This is a genomic window from Candidatus Halobonum tyrrellensis G22, from assembly GCF_000495475.1.
Classification (GTDB): domain Archaea; phylum Halobacteriota; class Halobacteria; order Halobacteriales; family Haloferacaceae; genus Halobonum; species Halobonum tyrrellense.
Genome location: NZ_ASGZ01000016.1, coordinates 1 through 14,127 on the forward strand (window position 1 = coordinate 1; position 14,127 = coordinate 14,127).

The window sequence follows — 14,127 nt, forward strand, 5'->3', positions numbered from 1 at the left end:
GCGGCCACGGCGACCGACCGGGAGACGCCCAGCCGCGCGTCGTCGCACCGCGGGCCCGCTCCCGCGGCGCGGCGACGCGGCGGCGGTACGACAGATGCAATCAGGAGACGGACACAGCGACGAGCCGAACAGCGGGCGGGCCGTGGTCGCGGCGCGCTCGGCGGACGAACGACCCGACACGACCGAGATCCGCGGGCTGGCCGAGACGGCGGGCTACGCGGTAGTCGGCGAGGTGACCCAGCGGCGCGCGGAGGACTCGACGTACGACCTCGGGCGGGGGAAGGCGGAGACGCTGGCCGAGCGGGTGGCCGAGGCGGACGCGGGGGCCGTCGTCTTCGACGGCGCGCTCGACCCCGGGCAGTACGCGGACCTGCGCTCGCTGCTCCCCGACGGGACGGAGCTCGTCGACCGCTACCGGCTGGTGCTCGACGTCTTCGCGGCGGGCGCGGGCGACGAGGCGGCGACGACGCAGGTGGAACTCGCCCGGCTGAGGTACGACCTCCCTCGGCTCCGGCGCGCGACCGAGGAGTCGCTGTTGAACGAGGCGACCGAGAAGGGGTCGCCGGTCCTCGACGCCGAGCGGCGGATCGGCCGGCTGGAGTCGCGGCTGTCCGACCTGACCGACGCCGCCGCCGAGCGCAGGGAGACCCGCCGCGCGGAGGGGTTCGACCTCGTGGCGATAGCGGGCTACACCAACGCCGGCAAGTCGACGCTGTTGCGCAGGCTCGCGGACGACCTCTCGGTCGAGGCGGACGGGAGCGGCGAGACGGACACCGACGGCGCCGGTTCCGGCGACGTCGACGACGAGGCGTCGGTGCGCGACCGCCTGTTCGAGACGCTCGAAACCACCACCCGCCGGGCGACCGTCGGCGGCAGGCGGGTGCTGTGTACCGACACCGTCGGGCTGGTCGACGACCTGCCCCACGAGTTGGTGCGGTCGTTCTCGTCGACGCTGTCGGAGATCCGGTCGAGCGACGCCGTGCTCGCGGTGGTGGACGCCGCCGCCGACTCCGAGCGGTTCCGCCGGCGCGTGGCGGTGACGGCGGACGTGCTGACCGCCGACGCCGAGGGAGCGGTCGTGCCGGTGTTGAACAAGGTCGACCGGGTTGACGAGGCGACGCTCGACCGGCGGCGCGCCCACCTCCGCGAGGCCGTCCCCGGGGCGGTCGAACCGGTGGCGGTGAGCGCGCGCGACGGCGACGGCGTCGGGGAACTCGCCGCGGCGCTGGTGGACGCGCTCCCCGGCGCGCGCGCCGAGTTCGTGCTCGCGAACTCGGGCGAGACGCAGGCGCTGCTCTCGTGGCTCCACGAGCGCGGGAGCGTGACGACCGACTACGCGGGCGACCGGGTCGAGGTGACGTTCGCGGGGAAGCCGTCGGTCGTGAGGGAGGCGGAGCGCCGGGCGGCCGACCTGGAGCCGTGACCCGCCCACCGATGTGGGCGTGTGGGCACCCTTAAGAAGCGCGACCCACTGGTGTCGAGCATGCGACCCCGAGACCTCTCCGCGAACGCCCCGTACGTCCCCGGGCGCGGGGCGGAAGAGGTGGCGCGCGACCTTGGGATGGAGCCCGAGGAGTTGGTCAAACTCTCCTCGAACGAGAACCCGCACGGACCCTCCCCGGCGGCCGTCGACGCCGCCTCCCGGGCCGTCGCCGACGCGCACGTCTACCCGACGGCGGCCCACGCCGACCTGACCGAGCGACTCGCCGACGAGTGGGACGTCGACCCCGAACAGGTGTGGGTCGGGCCGGGCGCCGACGGCGCGCTCGACTACCTCTCGCGGGCGACGCTCGACCCCGGCGACCGGGTGCTGGTCCCCTCGCCCGGCTTCGCCTACTACGGGATGAGCGCCCGCTACCACCACGGGAGCGTCGCGGAGTACCCGCTGTCGAAGGCCGACGGCTTCGCCCAGACCGCCGAGGGGGTCCTCGACGCGTACGACGGCGAGCGTATCGTCTACGTCACCACGCCGCACAACCCGACCGGGTCGGTGCTCGAACGCGAGGAACTCCGGGCCCTACTCGACGGCGTCGACGACCGGACGCTGGTCGTCGTCGACGAGGCGTACGGCGAGTACAGCGACGAACCCTCGGCGGTGGAACTGCTCGACGCGCGCGACGACCTCGCGGTCACGCGGACGTTCTCGAAGGCGTACGGGCTGGCGGGACTGCGGATCGGGTACGCGGTCGTCCCCGAGTCGTGGGCCGACGCGTACGCCCGGGTCAACACGCCGTTCGCGGCGAACGTCGCGGCGCTGGCGGCCGCGAGCGCCGCCCTCGACGACGACGACCACGTCGAGCGGTCGGTGGAGTCGGCGCGGTGGGCGCGGGCGTTCCTCGCGGCGGAACTCGACGCGCCGACGTTCGACACGGCGGCCAACTTCGTGCTCGCGGACGTCGGCGACGGCACGGCGGTGGCCGAACGCGCCCAACAGCGCGGGGTCATCGTCCGCGACACCACGTCGTTCGGCCTGCCGGGCTGTGTCCGGGTCTCGTGTGGCACCGAGAGCGAGACGCGGCGGGCGGTCGAGGTGCTCAACGACGTACTCGCCGAACGGGAGGCGGTGACGGACGCGAGCGCGACCGGGATGGGGACGGAGCCGGGGTCGGGGGGCGGCGCGTGAGCGACCCCGACGGGACCGGTGGGACCGCCGGGACCGACGACGCCCCCGGAGCCGGCGCGGCGGCGCGGCGGCTCGCGGTGACGGGGACGCCCGGGACGGGGAAGACGAGCGCGACGGCGGCGCTCGGGGGCGACCGGGAGGTGCTCCACCTCAACGAGTACGTCCGCGAGCACGACCTCTGGACCGAACGCGACGCCGACCGCGACGGCTCGCTGGTGGTCGACCTGGAGGCGGTCCGCGAACGCCTCGGCGACCGCGAGGGGGTGGTCGAGTCGCACCTCGCCCACCACCTCGACGCCGACCGGGTGGCGGTGTTGCGGTGTCGCCCCGACGTGTTAGAAGAGCGGCTGCTCGACCGGGGGGAACCCGCGGCGACCGCGCGGGAGAACCGCGAGAGCGAGGCGCTCGACGTGATACTGGGCGAGGCGGTCGAGCGGCACGGCGCCGACCGGGTGTACGAGATAGAGACGACCGACCGGACGCCGGCCGAGACGGCCGCCGAACTGGACGCGGTCGCGGCGGGCGAGCGCGACCCCTCCGCGGGCGGCGTCGAGTTCATCGAGTACGTATGACGCTCGATAGGTTCCGCCCCCTCGCGAACCGGGGGCTCGGCCCGTTCGTCCGGCTGGCGGACGCCGTCGGTCTCTCGCCCGACGGGGTGAGCGTCGTCGCGTTCGGCTGTGCGGTGGCGGCGGGCGTCGCGTTCGGTCTCGACTCGCCGGCCGCGGCGCCGTGGCTGTACGTGCTCGGGGCGGCGCTGGTGTTCGCAAACGGCTGGCTCGACCTGGTCGACGGCGCGCTCGCGCGCGAACAGGGCGTCGCGTCGTCGGGCGGCGACATGCTCGACCACGTCCTCGACCGGTACGCCGACATCGCGCTGTTGGTGGGGCTGGCGGCGGGTATCGACAGCTACGGGCTGGGACTCGCCGCGGTCACGGGCGTGCTCATGACCTCGTACATGGGGACGCAGATACAGGCCGTCGGCGTCGGCCGCGAGTACGGCGGGCTGCTCGGCCGGGCGGACAGGCTGGTGCTCGTCGGCGTCGTCGGCGTCGTCGCGGCGGCCGTCCCGGGCGCGCTGGTCGCGGGCTACGGCGTCGTGGCGCTGCTGCTCGTCCTGTTCGCGGTGGTCGGCCACGTCACCGCCCTCCAGCGGTTCCGGGGTGCGTGGTCGGACCTCCGGTGAGCGTCTCCCCGGCGACGGCGGTGCGGGCGGCCCGCCGGGAGGACCGCCGCGTTCGGTCGACCCGGGGCGTTCTCGCGGGCGATTTCTCGGGGCGAACCCTTTTGTTCTCCCGCGTAGAGAACGAATCCATGAGTGGACCGACGGGCACGCGCGACGACGACCGGTCCGCGGCCCCCCTCCGAACGCGCGGGAACGAGCCGACGCTGCAGGCGGCGCTCGACAGACTCGCGGGCGGGTGCGGGCTGCTGGTGACGGGCGACGTTTCGACGGAGGCGTACCGGGTCGCCGCGGCGCGTTACTTCGGGGAGTCGTCGAACGACCGCCGGCGCGTGCTCGGGCTAACGCACGACTCGCTCCGGGCGGACGACTGGCTCCCGGACGGGGTCGACTCGGACGGCGACGACGCCGACGTGGTGCGGCTCGGCGACGCCGTCCGCGACCCCGCCGCGGTCGAACCGGACCCGGCCGACCCGCCCGTCGACGACGGCAGACAGCCCGTGACCGACCCCGAGACGTTCTCCGACCGGTTCCTCGGCGCCATCCGCGCCGACGACGGGGAGCCGACCGACAGCATGTACCTCCGGGTCGGCCTGTACCGCGTCGACGGCCTCCGCGCGGCGCTCGGCGAGGACCGGGCGGGCGACCTGTTGTGCGACGCCGCGGCGGCGACGCGCGACCGGGGCGGGATGGCGCACTTCCACCTCCCCCGACCGGCGGCGGAGACGTCCGCGCCGCGGGCGGACCCCGTCGTCGATTCGGTCGCGACGCGGCTCGGCGAACACCTCGACGTCATCGTCCAACTCCGGTTCGCCGAGCGCGCGGCCGTCCCGGAGGAGCGGTGGCACATCCTCGGATGGGGGACGACCGACTGGCACCCGCTGCGGTGAGCGATGAGCGAACAACTCGAAGGACGAGTCGGTGACGCGCTGACGCTCACGGCCGCGCCGACGGGGCGCGGTCGCTACGACATCGCCGACCACATCGAGGACGTGCGGATGCCGCTGCGTATCGGCGGCGACGGCGGCGGGCCGAACCGGATCGACGCGACCGACCGGTTCCCCGCGCCCGTCGACGCGTGCTGGCGGTTCCACGCCGAGTCGGTGGCGCCGCTGTGCACCGCCGACATGTACGTCCGGACCCCGGACAACGCGGTGGTCGACGCGGCGACGACCGACGGGTCGGCGCGGGTCCCGCCGGGACCGCACGTGATCGAACTCTCGACTGCGCCGATGAAGACGTACTTCGCCGTCGAGGGACCCGCGCTGGTCGGCTACGACGACCGCTACCCACACGTCCGGTTCGACGGCGGCCCGGCGGAGGTCGTCGTCGGCGCGCGCTCGCGCCACGAGACGCCCGTGGGCACCATCACGACCACCGACGACCCCGCCGACCTCGCCACCGCGATCTCGCTGTTCGGGTCGGCGCTCGTGACCACCTCCCCCGAGCGGTCGTTCCCCACCCTCCGCGGACACCCGCCGCTGCTGGAGGTCGGCGACCGGTTCGACGTGCCGCCGCTGGTGAGTCGGGTCGACACCGGGGTCGAACTCGGGTTGCCGTTCGAGTACGGCCCGTTGTTTTCGGCGGCACCGCTCGCGTACTACCTCGGGGCGGGCATCGTCGAGAGCGGGGCGCCGTACCTCGCCGCCGCCAACGTCCGGTACGACCTGCCGGCGTCTCCCGAGGAGTTGGCGGCCGAACTGGGTCGGCTCCTCAGACACTGTTTCACACTCGACTGCGCGACGCGGGCGTGTTCGGCCGGGCTGTACGACGTGAACCTCGACGTCCACGAGGCGCTGACCGACCGGCTGGACCCGCCGTGGGAGGCGTGGTACCGCGCGGCTCTCGACGAGCGGACGGCCCGCTACCTGGAGGTGCCGACGGCCGCGACGCTCGAGTACATCGACTGGCCGCAGACGACCGACGTCAAGCCCGTGGCGACGAACGCCTCGATCCTGCCGTTCCTCGCGGCCGACCTCTCGGCCGTTCGATCGCCGCCGCCGACGCCGACCGTCTCCGGTGGCGAGCGCTCGACCGAACTCGACGACTTCCTCCGCGGGTGTCGCCCGACGGCGACGCGGGGTGCGGACGTGCGACCGCGGTCGGCGACCGCCGCCGGCACGTTCACGCGCGGCCCGACCCAGAACGCGATCGAGGAGAGCGACGAGACGGTCTCGCCGCGCGCGGCCGACAGCGTCTCGCGGGCGTGGGTCGGGCCGGGGTTCCCCACCAGCGCGGCGAAGCCCACCGTCGAGGCGTACCGTCGTCGGTTCGACCGGTCGCCGTCGGCCGACCTCACCATCGACGTCACCGTCGTCTGCAACGACGAGCGGATGCGCGAGGAGATGGACGACGGCTACGGGTTCCGCGACCACGTCGCGTTCGACGTACAGAACGAACACGACCTGACCGTCGCCGAGCTCCGGGACCTGCTCCGCGCCGACCACGACTTCTTCCACTACATCGGCCACGTCGACGGGCGCGGCATGGAGTGTTCCGACGGCTTTCTCGACCTCCGCGAACTCGACGGGACGGGCGTGGACGCGTTCCTGCTCAACGCGTGTTCGTCGTACAAGCAGGGGATGGCGCTCGTCGAGGCGGGGGCGCTCGGCGGCGTGGTCTCGCTGATGGAGCTGCCGAACACGCTCGCGACCCGCGTGGGACGCGACCTGGCGCGGCTGTTCGACGCCGGGTTCCCGCTGGACGCCGCCCTCGACGTGGTCCGCCGCGGCCCGTTCGCCGGGAGCGCGTACACCATCGTCGGCGACCCGCGCGCGCAGTTGTGTCAAAACCCGACGGGTGCCGCGATGGTGGTTCGGTTCGTCGACATCGACGAGGAAACCGCGAGAGTGGCTCCACGGTACTATCCGACGCTCTCGTTCGACATCGGGTCGATGACCAATCCACACTACGCGAACACGGGGTGTCAGTACGTCTCTTCGGGAGAGCCGGCGGAGCTAGAATTGGACATCGATACGCTCGATAGGCTTTTCGGAACCCGCATTCCGATACTCATCCGTGATCGACTCTACTGGGCGGACGAAGTGTCTGTAGACGAGTTAGTATCCCTTAGGGACCCGCAGTAGTACTCGCAGCCGCCATCGCATTCCCCGCGTTCGACAGCAGTAGCATCGCCGTAAACAGCACGCCCATCATCTTCGGGTGGTTCGCGAGCCAGTTCGTCGTCGCATCGGTTGTCTCGGACGTCACACTACCACCCAGAGTTTGTTTCACAGTAAACCTATCTGAAAGGTTCTGATATGCTGAACGTAAAAAGAATTCTCATCGATTAGAGGCGTCCTAAGAGCGGGCACGGTCTAGTTAATTCGGTCCTGCCGCTCCCGACTGGCGGGGACGGTCGACGAGAGTCGCCGATCAGTGAAGTAACGATTTGCGGGTGCTCACACGACAGAAACGGTCAGTGGATGGGGCGAGTATATCCCCGACAGAAGAGCCAGAGCACCGGTGAGAAACCTCGTTCGACCGAACCCGTACCGAGGCCGCTTCGAAGCTGAACGGTTCTCGTCGACGAGAGCACCGGCCGGAGGCGGCAGACGGACGGCCGGTAGGCGGCGGGCGCGGGGTTTATCACTCGGAGCGGCGAAGCGTGCGTATGCCTCAGTGTGAGATGTGCGGCGCGGAGAAGCCCTCGCTCACCACGACGAAGGTCGAAGGTGCGGAGTTGGAGCTGTGTGACGACTGCACGGACTTCGGTACCGAGGTGCGGACGGAGTCGGCGGAGTCGTCCACCTCGACGAAGTACTCCACCTCGTCTTCGTCGTCGTCCTCCTCGTCGTCTTCGTCCACCTCGTCGTCGTCGGGCGGCGGACAGCGACGCGACATGTTCGACGAGATGGACACGGTGGCGTCGGACTTCGACGAGCGGATCCGCGACGCGCGCGAGTCCGCTGGGCTGACTCAAGAGGAACTCGCCGACCGACTCAACGAGAAGGCGAGCGTCATCCGAAAGCTCGAACGCGGCGACCACCTGCCGAGCGACCGAGTCCAGAAGAAACTCGAGAAGGCGTTGGGCATCTCGCTGGTCGAGGGCCAAGACGTCGAGGACTCCGAGTGGTCCTCCGAGTCGTCGGGGTCGATGACGCTCGGCGACGTCGTGAAGCGCAACGACAACTGAGTCCCCGCGGCGCAACCGCTACGCCTTTGGCTCCGAAGCGCGCTCTTCCCGTATGTTCGTTCTCGTCAACCTGAAGGCGTACGACTGCGACCCGGTCGCCATCGCGGAGGCGGCCGCGGAGGTGGCCGACGCGTCCGGCGAGCGCATCGCCGTCGCGCCGCAGGCAGCCCGGCTGTCCGCCGTCGCCGACGCGGGCGTCGAGACGTGGGCCCAGCACGTCTCGCCGGTCGAACACGGCAGTCACACCGGGAGCACGCTCGCGGAGGCGGCCGCCGACGCGGGCGCGGTCGGGACGCTGTTGAACCACTCCGAGCGGCGCATCACGCTCGCGAACGCCGACGACGGTCTCGGGGCCGCCGACCGCGCGGGTCTCGACACCGTCCTCTGTGCGAACAACCCGGCGCAGGCCGCCGCGGCGGCGGCGCTCGGTCCCGACGCCGTCGCGGTCGAACCGCCCGAACTCATCGGCGGCGACGAGTCGGTGGCGTCGGCCGACCCCGCGGTCGTCGAGGAGTCGGTCGAGGCGGTGGCCGACGTCGACGACTCGGTCGAGGTGTTCTGTGGAGCGGGCGTCTCGACCGGCGCGGACGTGGCGGCCGCCGCCGACCTCGGCGCGACGGGCGTCCTCCTCGCGAGCGGCGTGGCGAAGGCCGACGAGCCCGAGTCGGTGCTGCGGGACCTCGTCTCCGAGATCTGACCCCCGGCGGACGAGTTTATGTGGCCGTCGGCCGAACGGGCGTCCGCTATGCCCATGGAACTCACGTGGCACGGTCACTCGACGTGGAGCGTCTCGGTCGGCGACACCGACCTGCTGATCGACCCGTTCTTCGACAACCCCAAGACGGATCTCTCGCCCGACGACGTCGACGACCCCGACTACCTCCTGTTGACCCACGGGCACGCCGACCACATCGGCGACGCCGGCGAGTTCGACGCCACCGTGGTGTCGACGCCCGAGGTGGCGGCCTACGTGGACGCGGAGATGGGGCTGGGCGACGCTATCGGCGGCATGGGAATGAACATCGGCGGCACCGTCGAGTGCGGCGACGCCTACGTGACGATGCACCGCGCCGACCACACCAACGGCGCCAACACCGACTACGAGTACGACCTCGGGATGCCGACGGGGTTCGTCATCGCCGACACGAAGCCCACGCAGGTGTCCGACGAGGAGTCGACCGCGTTCTACCACGCGGGCGACACCGGCCTGATGTCGGAGATGCGCGACGTGATCGGACCGTACCTCGAACCCGACGCCGCGGCGGTGCCCGCGGGCGACCACTTCACCATGGGTCCGTGGCAGGCGGCCATCGCGGTCGACTGGCTCGACGTCGACCACGCGTTCCCGATGCACTACGACACGTTCCCGCCGATCGAGATCGACACCGACGAGTTCGTCCGGGAGGTCGAAGCGACCGGCAGCGACGCCGAGGTGCACGTCCTCGGCGGCGACGAGTCGTTCACGCTGGAGTAGTCGGGAGACCCGACGCGGCCCGGTCGCCCGCCGCGACCCGCCGCGCTCGGAGGCGGCCAGTCCCCCCTCGCCGTCCGCCCGTCGTTCGGCACCGCGGATGCCGAGGCAACAAGGTTTACGCCGCGAGCGGCACACGGATCGACTGCATTATGAGCGACATCGAGACGTCCACCGTCAGCGAGGAAGGCTACGCGAGCACCAGCCAGGCCGGCGACTTCGAACTCACGATCGACGCGACGAACGAGGAGGGACCGACCCCCCAGCAGGTCCTCGTCGCGGACTACGCCGCCTGCTATCTGCCCGCGTTCCGCGTCGGCGCCCAACAGCGCGACCACGACGACCTCGGCAAGGTCCAGATCGACGCCGACGCCGACATGAACGACGACGACGACCTGACGGCGATCCGGTTCGACATCCACGTCGAGGAGGACGTCGACGACGACACCCTCGACGAGATCGTCGACCGCGCGAACGGCATCTGTCACGTCCACGACGCGCTCAAGGAGTCGCTCCACGCCGACGTCACCGCCCACGGCGACGCGTTCTGAGCCGGGCACCGCCCGTCCTCCGAGCGTGCCTCGGACCCGACGCGCCGCCGACCGCGCGTCCGTTCTCCAGTTTTCGAACGCTTCCGTCGGTCTCGCCGCGTCCGCTCGGACAGCGCGCCGACCGCGGCGAGCAGTCTACTCCGACTCCGCGTCCTCGCCGCCGGGGAGGACCGCCTCGACCCGCGACCAGTACTGCCACAGCAGCGCCGCCGCGACGCCCGTCGTGATCGACCCGGCGGCGTGGCCGGCCTCGAACCCGGTCCCCCCGTAGTAGACGGGGACGACGAACCCCGCGACGGCCGACCCGACGAACGCCGCGAGGAACGCCAGCGCACCGAAGACGCAGAGGCGGAGGCTCCGCTCGTACGCCGTCGGTCCCCCCGCGTCGTCCCGGTCGTCGTTCAGAACGTCCCGGACGATCCGCTCGTTCACCGCCCTCCCCCCCTCGACCCCGCCGCGCTCCCCGGCGACCGTGTGTACGACATCTATCGGTCGCTGGTATCGACCCGATAAATAGCCTCCCCCGCAGTTACAGGCGCTGATACCGGCGCGCCCCCGCCGGGGCTGCGAGCGGCGCCGGCGGGCGTAGCGCGGGAGCCCGACGGGCACGAACGAGTGGACGAACGCGAACGGACGAGTCGGCGGCTCGCCGCTCACTCCGCGCCGCGGTAGCGGCGGTACGTCATCGCGCGGCCGTCGATGATCACCACGTCGCCCCCCTCGGGGTCCGGGTCGGCGTCGACGGCGTTCCCGTCGGGCTGTTCGTCGCGGAAGACGTACGGCGTGTCGCTCTCTTCCATGGGAGGATGTAACACGGTGTCGGTAATAAACGTTTGTCAGACACCGCCCGGCCGGTGACCGGGGCGTCGAGTCGGCGCGGGTCGCCCGGAGGAACGGTCGTACGGCCGCGCGTCAGTCGGACCCCGTCTCGGCCGCGAGCACCCGGTCGATGTCGGCCACCGACTCCAGCACGTAGTCGGGGTCGGCGTCGCTCGCCTCCAGGTCCGCCCGGGAGGTGACCCCGGTGAGCACGAGCACGGTCGTCATCCCGGCGGACGCGCCGAGCGCGAGGTCGGTGTCGAGGCGGTCGCCGACGACGAGACAGTCCGCGGCGGGCGCGTCCAGTCGCTCCGACACCAGGTCGCGCGTCTCCGCCGAGGGCTTGCCGAGGACGGCGTCGGGGTCGCGCTCCGCGACGCCCGCGACGGCGTTGACGATGGCGCCCGACCCGGGGACGGCGCGCTCCTCGGTCGGGATGGTCAGGTCCGGGTCGGTGCCGACGAACGGCGTGTCGGGTCCCAGCGCCCACATCGCCGCACACAGGTCGTCGTAGTCGAACGTCCGGTCGATGGAGACGACGACCGCGTCGGCGTCGTCGCCGTCAGCGACGACCGACAGTCCCGCCTCGTCCAACTGGTCGAGCAGTCCCGCCTCGCCCACGACGAATAGGTCGTCGGTCGGGTGGTGCTCCCGGAGGTACGACGCCGTCGCGGTTCCGGAGGTGATCACCTCCGCGGTGTCGGCGTCGACGCCGGCGGCCGTCAGGTGTTCGGCGTAGCCCGCCGGCGCCCGCGTCGGGTTGTTCGTACAGAAGCAGACGGCGAGACCCGCCTCCCGGAGGCGCGCGACGGCCTCCGGCGCGCCCGGGATCGGCTCCCCGCCCCGCATCACGGTCCCGTCGACGTCGAGTACGGCGCCGCGTAACACGGGCGCCCGTTCGCGCGGGCGGGTGTTGAATCACCCGGCGACTCCGGCGAACGCGCGCCCGAGGGCGGTCGGCGCGTGGGGAGCACCGACCGACCCACACATTCATGAACGATGGTAACATTTAACACCTTCTCCCACGTACTATCAGCCATGCATCAACAGTCGAACGCCCCCACCCCCGGGCGCGTGGGCCACGCGGTCTGCGGGTTGGCGGGACTGGTCGTCGCCGCGGCCGCGCTCGTGGTCGGCTGGTCGGTCGTCCTCGCCGCGACGGCGTGGGTACCGTTCCTGTCGACCACCGCGCTGGTCGCCGTCACGGCGGTCGTGTGGGCGGTCGCCTGGCTCGCGTTCGAGTCGGCGCTGCTGCTCTCGCGGCGGCCGCGGGCCGGGAGTTCGAACCGGTAGCCGCGGCGGTCCGGGCGGCGCGACCGTTTCGGCCGCCCGCGTCTCGAAACCGGGAACGGTAACGCGTATGTGTGGCCGGTCCGACCCTCGGGTATCGTGACGGCTACGCAGCTGACGTTGATGCAGATCGACAACTACGGTCCGTGGACGGTGACGCCCGAACCGCGGCGGGAGATGGACCTCCAGACGATGCAGTCGCGGCTGTTCGCCGACCTCGCGCAGTTCGTGGGGGCGCGCGGCGGCTACGTCTTCTTCACGCGCTTCGACAACATGGTCGCGGTCACGAACGGTCTCGACCGCACGGACCACGAACTGCTCCAGGAGTCGGTGGGGAACCGCTACCCGGTGACGGTCAGCCTCGGCGTCGGCGTCGACGAGGTGCCCGCGGAGGCGTTAGAGACCGCGACCGGACTGGTCCAGAACGCCGGCAGCGCGCAGTCGTCCGACCGGAGCGAGGCGTTCGCCGGGTCGTTCCACGACGACGCGGCCGACGACGACGTCCACGTCGCCCACTTCGACGTGAACGACGCGACCGGGAAGTACACCGACCGCCTCAACGAGTTCGACACGTTCATCAACATCGAACAGGGGTACGCGAGCCTGATGCGCTACATGCGCGAGGCGCACGGCGGGCTGTCGTTCTTCGTCGGCGGCGACAACGTCATCGCCACCTGCCCCGACCTCTCGGCGGAGGAGTACCGCGGCGCCGTCGACCACGTGGCCGACGAGGCCGAGGTGCAGTTGAAGGTCGGCGTCGGGAGCGGTCCGACGGCCCACGAGGCCGGGATCCGCGCGAAACACGCCCTCGAGGACTGCCGGTACGAGGGGACGCTCGTCGAGTTCGCCTGACCCCGACGCGGAACCGCTCGGTCCTCCGGAAACGATTCGGACGCCGTCGAGTTACTCGGGACTCGGCGCCTCGATCTGCGAGACGTACGCGGTCAGGTCGGTCGTGGTGACGATCCCGATGACGACGCCGTCGTCGTCGACGACCGGGAGGTGGTGGAAGCCGTGCGCCACCATCGAGTCGGCCGCGTCGCGGATCGACTCCCGGGCGGTCGTGGTCACCACGTCGGTGGACATGTACGACGAGACGGGCGTCTCGTCCTTCGGCCTCCGCTCGGCGACGATCCGGACGAAGTCGGTCGTCGTGAGCAACCCCTCCAGCCGGCCGTCGTCGTCGACGACGACGACCGAACCGATACCCCGGTCGAGCATGTCGGTGGCGGCCTCCTCGACGAGTGTGTCGGGAGCGACGGTGTACAGCGACGATGACATGAGTCGGCCGACGAAGAGGTCGTCGATATCGTCCATACGTACTGCTCAAACGGGAGGCGGATAAACGCGCCGGAGACCCACGACGCGGCGCGCGGCGACGACAGCCGAACCCGGGGTCGGGACGGGAGAGTGGCCGGCGTCGTCCCTCGGCGCGTCGCCGCGCGACGGGTCACCACGAGTCGAACCCGACGCGGCTCGCGCTCTTCGAGGTCGGACACAACGGGACGAGAACGCGCCTCCGGAGGGGTCGTTGCCACACGACCGCTCGGTGGCGAGCGACCGGCACGAACGGTGCCGACCCCCTCCGAGGCGGTGGCGGAGGACGGAACGGGGTATGGGGGATAGAGCCCGCGAACGGGCGATCCGTTCCGCCACGGTACTCGATAGCACGCCGAGACTGATAAGCGGATGTGACTGCGTCGTTCCCCGTGCTCCCCGGTCCGCGACTGGGCAGTGGTGGGCGACCTGTTCTCTCAGGGGAGGACGGACGGTGGAGCGTGAGGAACCACCAGGTATCGAGGAAGTCACGCGTCGAACGGAGTAGTGACTTCAGGCGAGTAGAAGTCGGAGTGGGGTCGGAGGGATTTGAACCCCCGATCGACTGATATCTCCGGTTCGCGCCTCGGTCCTCCAGAGGGTCGTCGTCGCGGCCGATGATCAGTCGGACGCTCGGTATATCAGTCTGGAGTTCGTCACCGGGCGGTCAGCCTCTGGAGTCAGTCGCCATGCCGGGCTTGGCCACGACCCCGTGCCTTCCGCTTGCCCGGAGTCGCG

Annotated in this window: 17 protein-coding genes and 1 tRNA gene; 12 read left to right on the forward strand and 6 right to left on the reverse strand. The window is 71.3% G+C overall.

Going from position 1 to position 14,127, the window contains the following annotated elements:
• Positions 1-94 precede the first annotated feature (94 nt).
• The 6 genes from hflX (at position 95) to K933_RS05175 (ending at position 6,892) form a co-directional block, all read left to right on the forward strand.
• Positions 95-1,423, forward strand: coding sequence for a GTPase HflX (gene hflX, locus K933_RS05150; RefSeq protein ID WP_049947623.1), 1,329 nt, complete (start codon positions 95-97; stop codon positions 1,421-1,423).
• A 60-nt stretch (positions 1,424-1,483) separates the two neighbouring features.
• Entirely contained in the window at positions 1,484-2,623 is a 1,140-nt protein-coding gene (gene hisC, locus K933_RS05155; RefSeq protein ID WP_049947624.1) for a histidinol-phosphate transaminase, read from the forward strand.
• Positions 2,624-2,700: 77 nt separating this feature from the next.
• On the forward strand, positions 2,701-3,195 hold the full coding sequence (locus K933_RS05160; protein WP_049947627.1) for an adenylate kinase family protein: 495 nt from the start codon (positions 2,701-2,703) through the stop codon (positions 3,193-3,195).
• A complete protein-coding gene (locus K933_RS05165) occupies positions 3,192-3,809 on the forward strand; it encodes a CDP-alcohol phosphatidyltransferase family protein (RefSeq protein ID WP_023393634.1) in 618 nt (205 codons plus the stop codon). The genes K933_RS05160 and K933_RS05165 overlap by 4 nt, the downstream gene beginning before the upstream one ends.
• Positions 3,810-3,937: 128 nt before the next feature.
• On the forward strand, positions 3,938-4,696 hold the full coding sequence (locus tag K933_RS05170; protein WP_023393635.1) for a DUF7504 family protein: 759 nt from the start codon (positions 3,938-3,940) through the stop codon (positions 4,694-4,696).
• A 3-nt stretch (positions 4,697-4,699) separates the two neighbouring features.
• The gene (locus K933_RS05175; RefSeq protein WP_023393636.1) at positions 4,700-6,892 is read left to right on the forward strand and encodes a hypothetical protein; all 2,193 of its coding nucleotides are present in this window, start codon (positions 4,700-4,702) and stop codon (positions 6,890-6,892) included.
• On the opposite strand, the gene K933_RS18615 is transcribed toward K933_RS05175, so the two are convergent.
• Entirely contained in the window at positions 6,876-7,016 is a 141-nt protein-coding gene (locus tag K933_RS18615; protein ID WP_200862293.1) for a DUF7503 family protein, read from the reverse strand. The genes K933_RS05175 and K933_RS18615 overlap by 17 nt on opposite strands.
• A gap of 403 nt (positions 7,017-7,419) precedes the next feature.
• On the opposite strand from K933_RS18615, the gene K933_RS05180 reads away from it, so the two are divergent.
• The 4 genes from K933_RS05180 (at position 7,420) to K933_RS05195 (ending at position 9,963) form a co-directional block, all read left to right on the forward strand.
• Positions 7,420-7,941 (forward strand): multiprotein bridging factor aMBF1, encoded by a 522-nt coding sequence (locus K933_RS05180; RefSeq protein ID WP_049947625.1) that lies wholly within the window; start codon positions 7,420-7,422, stop codon positions 7,939-7,941.
• Between the two features lie 52 nt (positions 7,942-7,993).
• Complete coding sequence (tpiA, locus tag K933_RS05185) at positions 7,994-8,638, forward strand: triose-phosphate isomerase (protein WP_023393639.1); 645 nt, start codon at positions 7,994-7,996, stop codon at positions 8,636-8,638.
• Between the two features lie 54 nt (positions 8,639-8,692).
• The gene (locus K933_RS05190; RefSeq protein WP_023393640.1) at positions 8,693-9,415 is read left to right on the forward strand and encodes a metal-dependent hydrolase; all 723 of its coding nucleotides are present in this window, start codon (positions 8,693-8,695) and stop codon (positions 9,413-9,415) included.
• 149 nt (positions 9,416-9,564) lie between these two features.
• Positions 9,565-9,963: an OsmC family protein gene (locus K933_RS05195; RefSeq protein WP_023393641.1), complete on the forward strand. Its 399-nt coding sequence runs from the start codon at positions 9,565-9,567 to the stop codon at positions 9,961-9,963.
• A 135-nt stretch (positions 9,964-10,098) separates the two neighbouring features.
• Here the strand turns inward: K933_RS05195 and K933_RS05200 are convergent, their stop codons facing one another.
• The 3 genes from K933_RS05200 to K933_RS05205 form a co-directional block, all read right to left on the reverse strand.
• Positions 10,099-10,395 (reverse strand): hypothetical protein, encoded by a 297-nt coding sequence (locus tag K933_RS05200; protein WP_023393642.1) that lies wholly within the window; start codon positions 10,393-10,395, stop codon positions 10,099-10,101.
• A gap of 221 nt (positions 10,396-10,616) precedes the next feature.
• A complete protein-coding gene (locus K933_RS18270; RefSeq protein ID WP_161631404.1) occupies positions 10,617-10,763 on the reverse strand; it encodes a hypothetical protein in 147 nt (48 codons plus the stop codon).
• A gap of 112 nt (positions 10,764-10,875) precedes the next feature.
• Entirely contained in the window at positions 10,876-11,670 is a 795-nt protein-coding gene (locus K933_RS05205) for an HAD-IIA family hydrolase (protein WP_023393643.1), read from the reverse strand.
• A 150-nt stretch (positions 11,671-11,820) separates the two neighbouring features.
• Between K933_RS05205 and K933_RS05210 the strand changes: the two genes are divergently transcribed.
• Both K933_RS05210 and K933_RS05215 read left to right on the forward strand, forming a co-directional pair.
• Entirely contained in the window at positions 11,821-12,075 is a 255-nt protein-coding gene (locus K933_RS05210) for a hypothetical protein (protein ID WP_049947626.1), read from the forward strand.
• Between the two features lie 96 nt (positions 12,076-12,171).
• Positions 12,172-12,924 (forward strand): GTP cyclohydrolase III, encoded by a 753-nt coding sequence (locus K933_RS05215; RefSeq protein ID WP_023393645.1) that lies wholly within the window; start codon positions 12,172-12,174, stop codon positions 12,922-12,924.
• 51 nt (positions 12,925-12,975) lie between these two features.
• Here the strand turns inward: K933_RS05215 and K933_RS05220 are convergent, their stop codons facing one another.
• Both K933_RS05220 and K933_RS05225 read right to left on the reverse strand, forming a co-directional pair.
• Positions 12,976-13,380: a CBS domain-containing protein gene (locus K933_RS05220; protein ID WP_049947629.1), complete on the reverse strand. Its 405-nt coding sequence runs from the start codon at positions 13,378-13,380 to the stop codon at positions 12,976-12,978.
• Positions 13,381-13,923: 543 nt separating this feature from the next.
• Positions 13,924-14,101, reverse strand: a tRNA-Trp gene (locus K933_RS05225).
• Between the last annotated feature and the right edge of the window lie 26 nt (positions 14,102-14,127).

Bases quoted from the DNA above. Each gene is read 5' to 3' on its own strand.
- hflX (WP_049947623.1), top strand. From the start codon at position 95: ATGCAATCAGGAGACGGACACAGCGACGAGCCGAACAGCGGGCGGGCC.
- hisC (WP_049947624.1), top strand. From the start codon at position 1,484: ATGCGACCCCGAGACCTCTCCGCGAACGCCCCGTACGTCCCCGGGCGC.
- K933_RS05165 (WP_023393634.1), top strand. From the start codon at position 3,192: ATGACGCTCGATAGGTTCCGCCCCCTCGCGAACCGGGGGCTCGGCCCG.
- K933_RS05170 (WP_023393635.1), top strand. From the start codon at position 3,938: ATGAGTGGACCGACGGGCACGCGCGACGACGACCGGTCCGCGGCCCCC.
- K933_RS05175 (WP_023393636.1), top strand. From the start codon at position 4,700: ATGAGCGAACAACTCGAAGGACGAGTCGGTGACGCGCTGACGCTCACG.
- K933_RS05180 (WP_049947625.1), top strand. From the start codon at position 7,420: ATGCCTCAGTGTGAGATGTGCGGCGCGGAGAAGCCCTCGCTCACCACG.
- tpiA (WP_023393639.1), top strand. From the start codon at position 7,994: ATGTTCGTTCTCGTCAACCTGAAGGCGTACGACTGCGACCCGGTCGCC.
- K933_RS05190 (WP_023393640.1), top strand. From the start codon at position 8,693: ATGGAACTCACGTGGCACGGTCACTCGACGTGGAGCGTCTCGGTCGGC.
- K933_RS05195 (WP_023393641.1), top strand. From the start codon at position 9,565: ATGAGCGACATCGAGACGTCCACCGTCAGCGAGGAAGGCTACGCGAGC.
- K933_RS18270 (WP_161631404.1), bottom strand. From the start codon at position 10,763: ATGGAAGAGAGCGACACGCCGTACGTCTTCCGCGACGAACAGCCCGAC.
- K933_RS05210 (WP_049947626.1), top strand. From the start codon at position 11,821: ATGCATCAACAGTCGAACGCCCCCACCCCCGGGCGCGTGGGCCACGCG.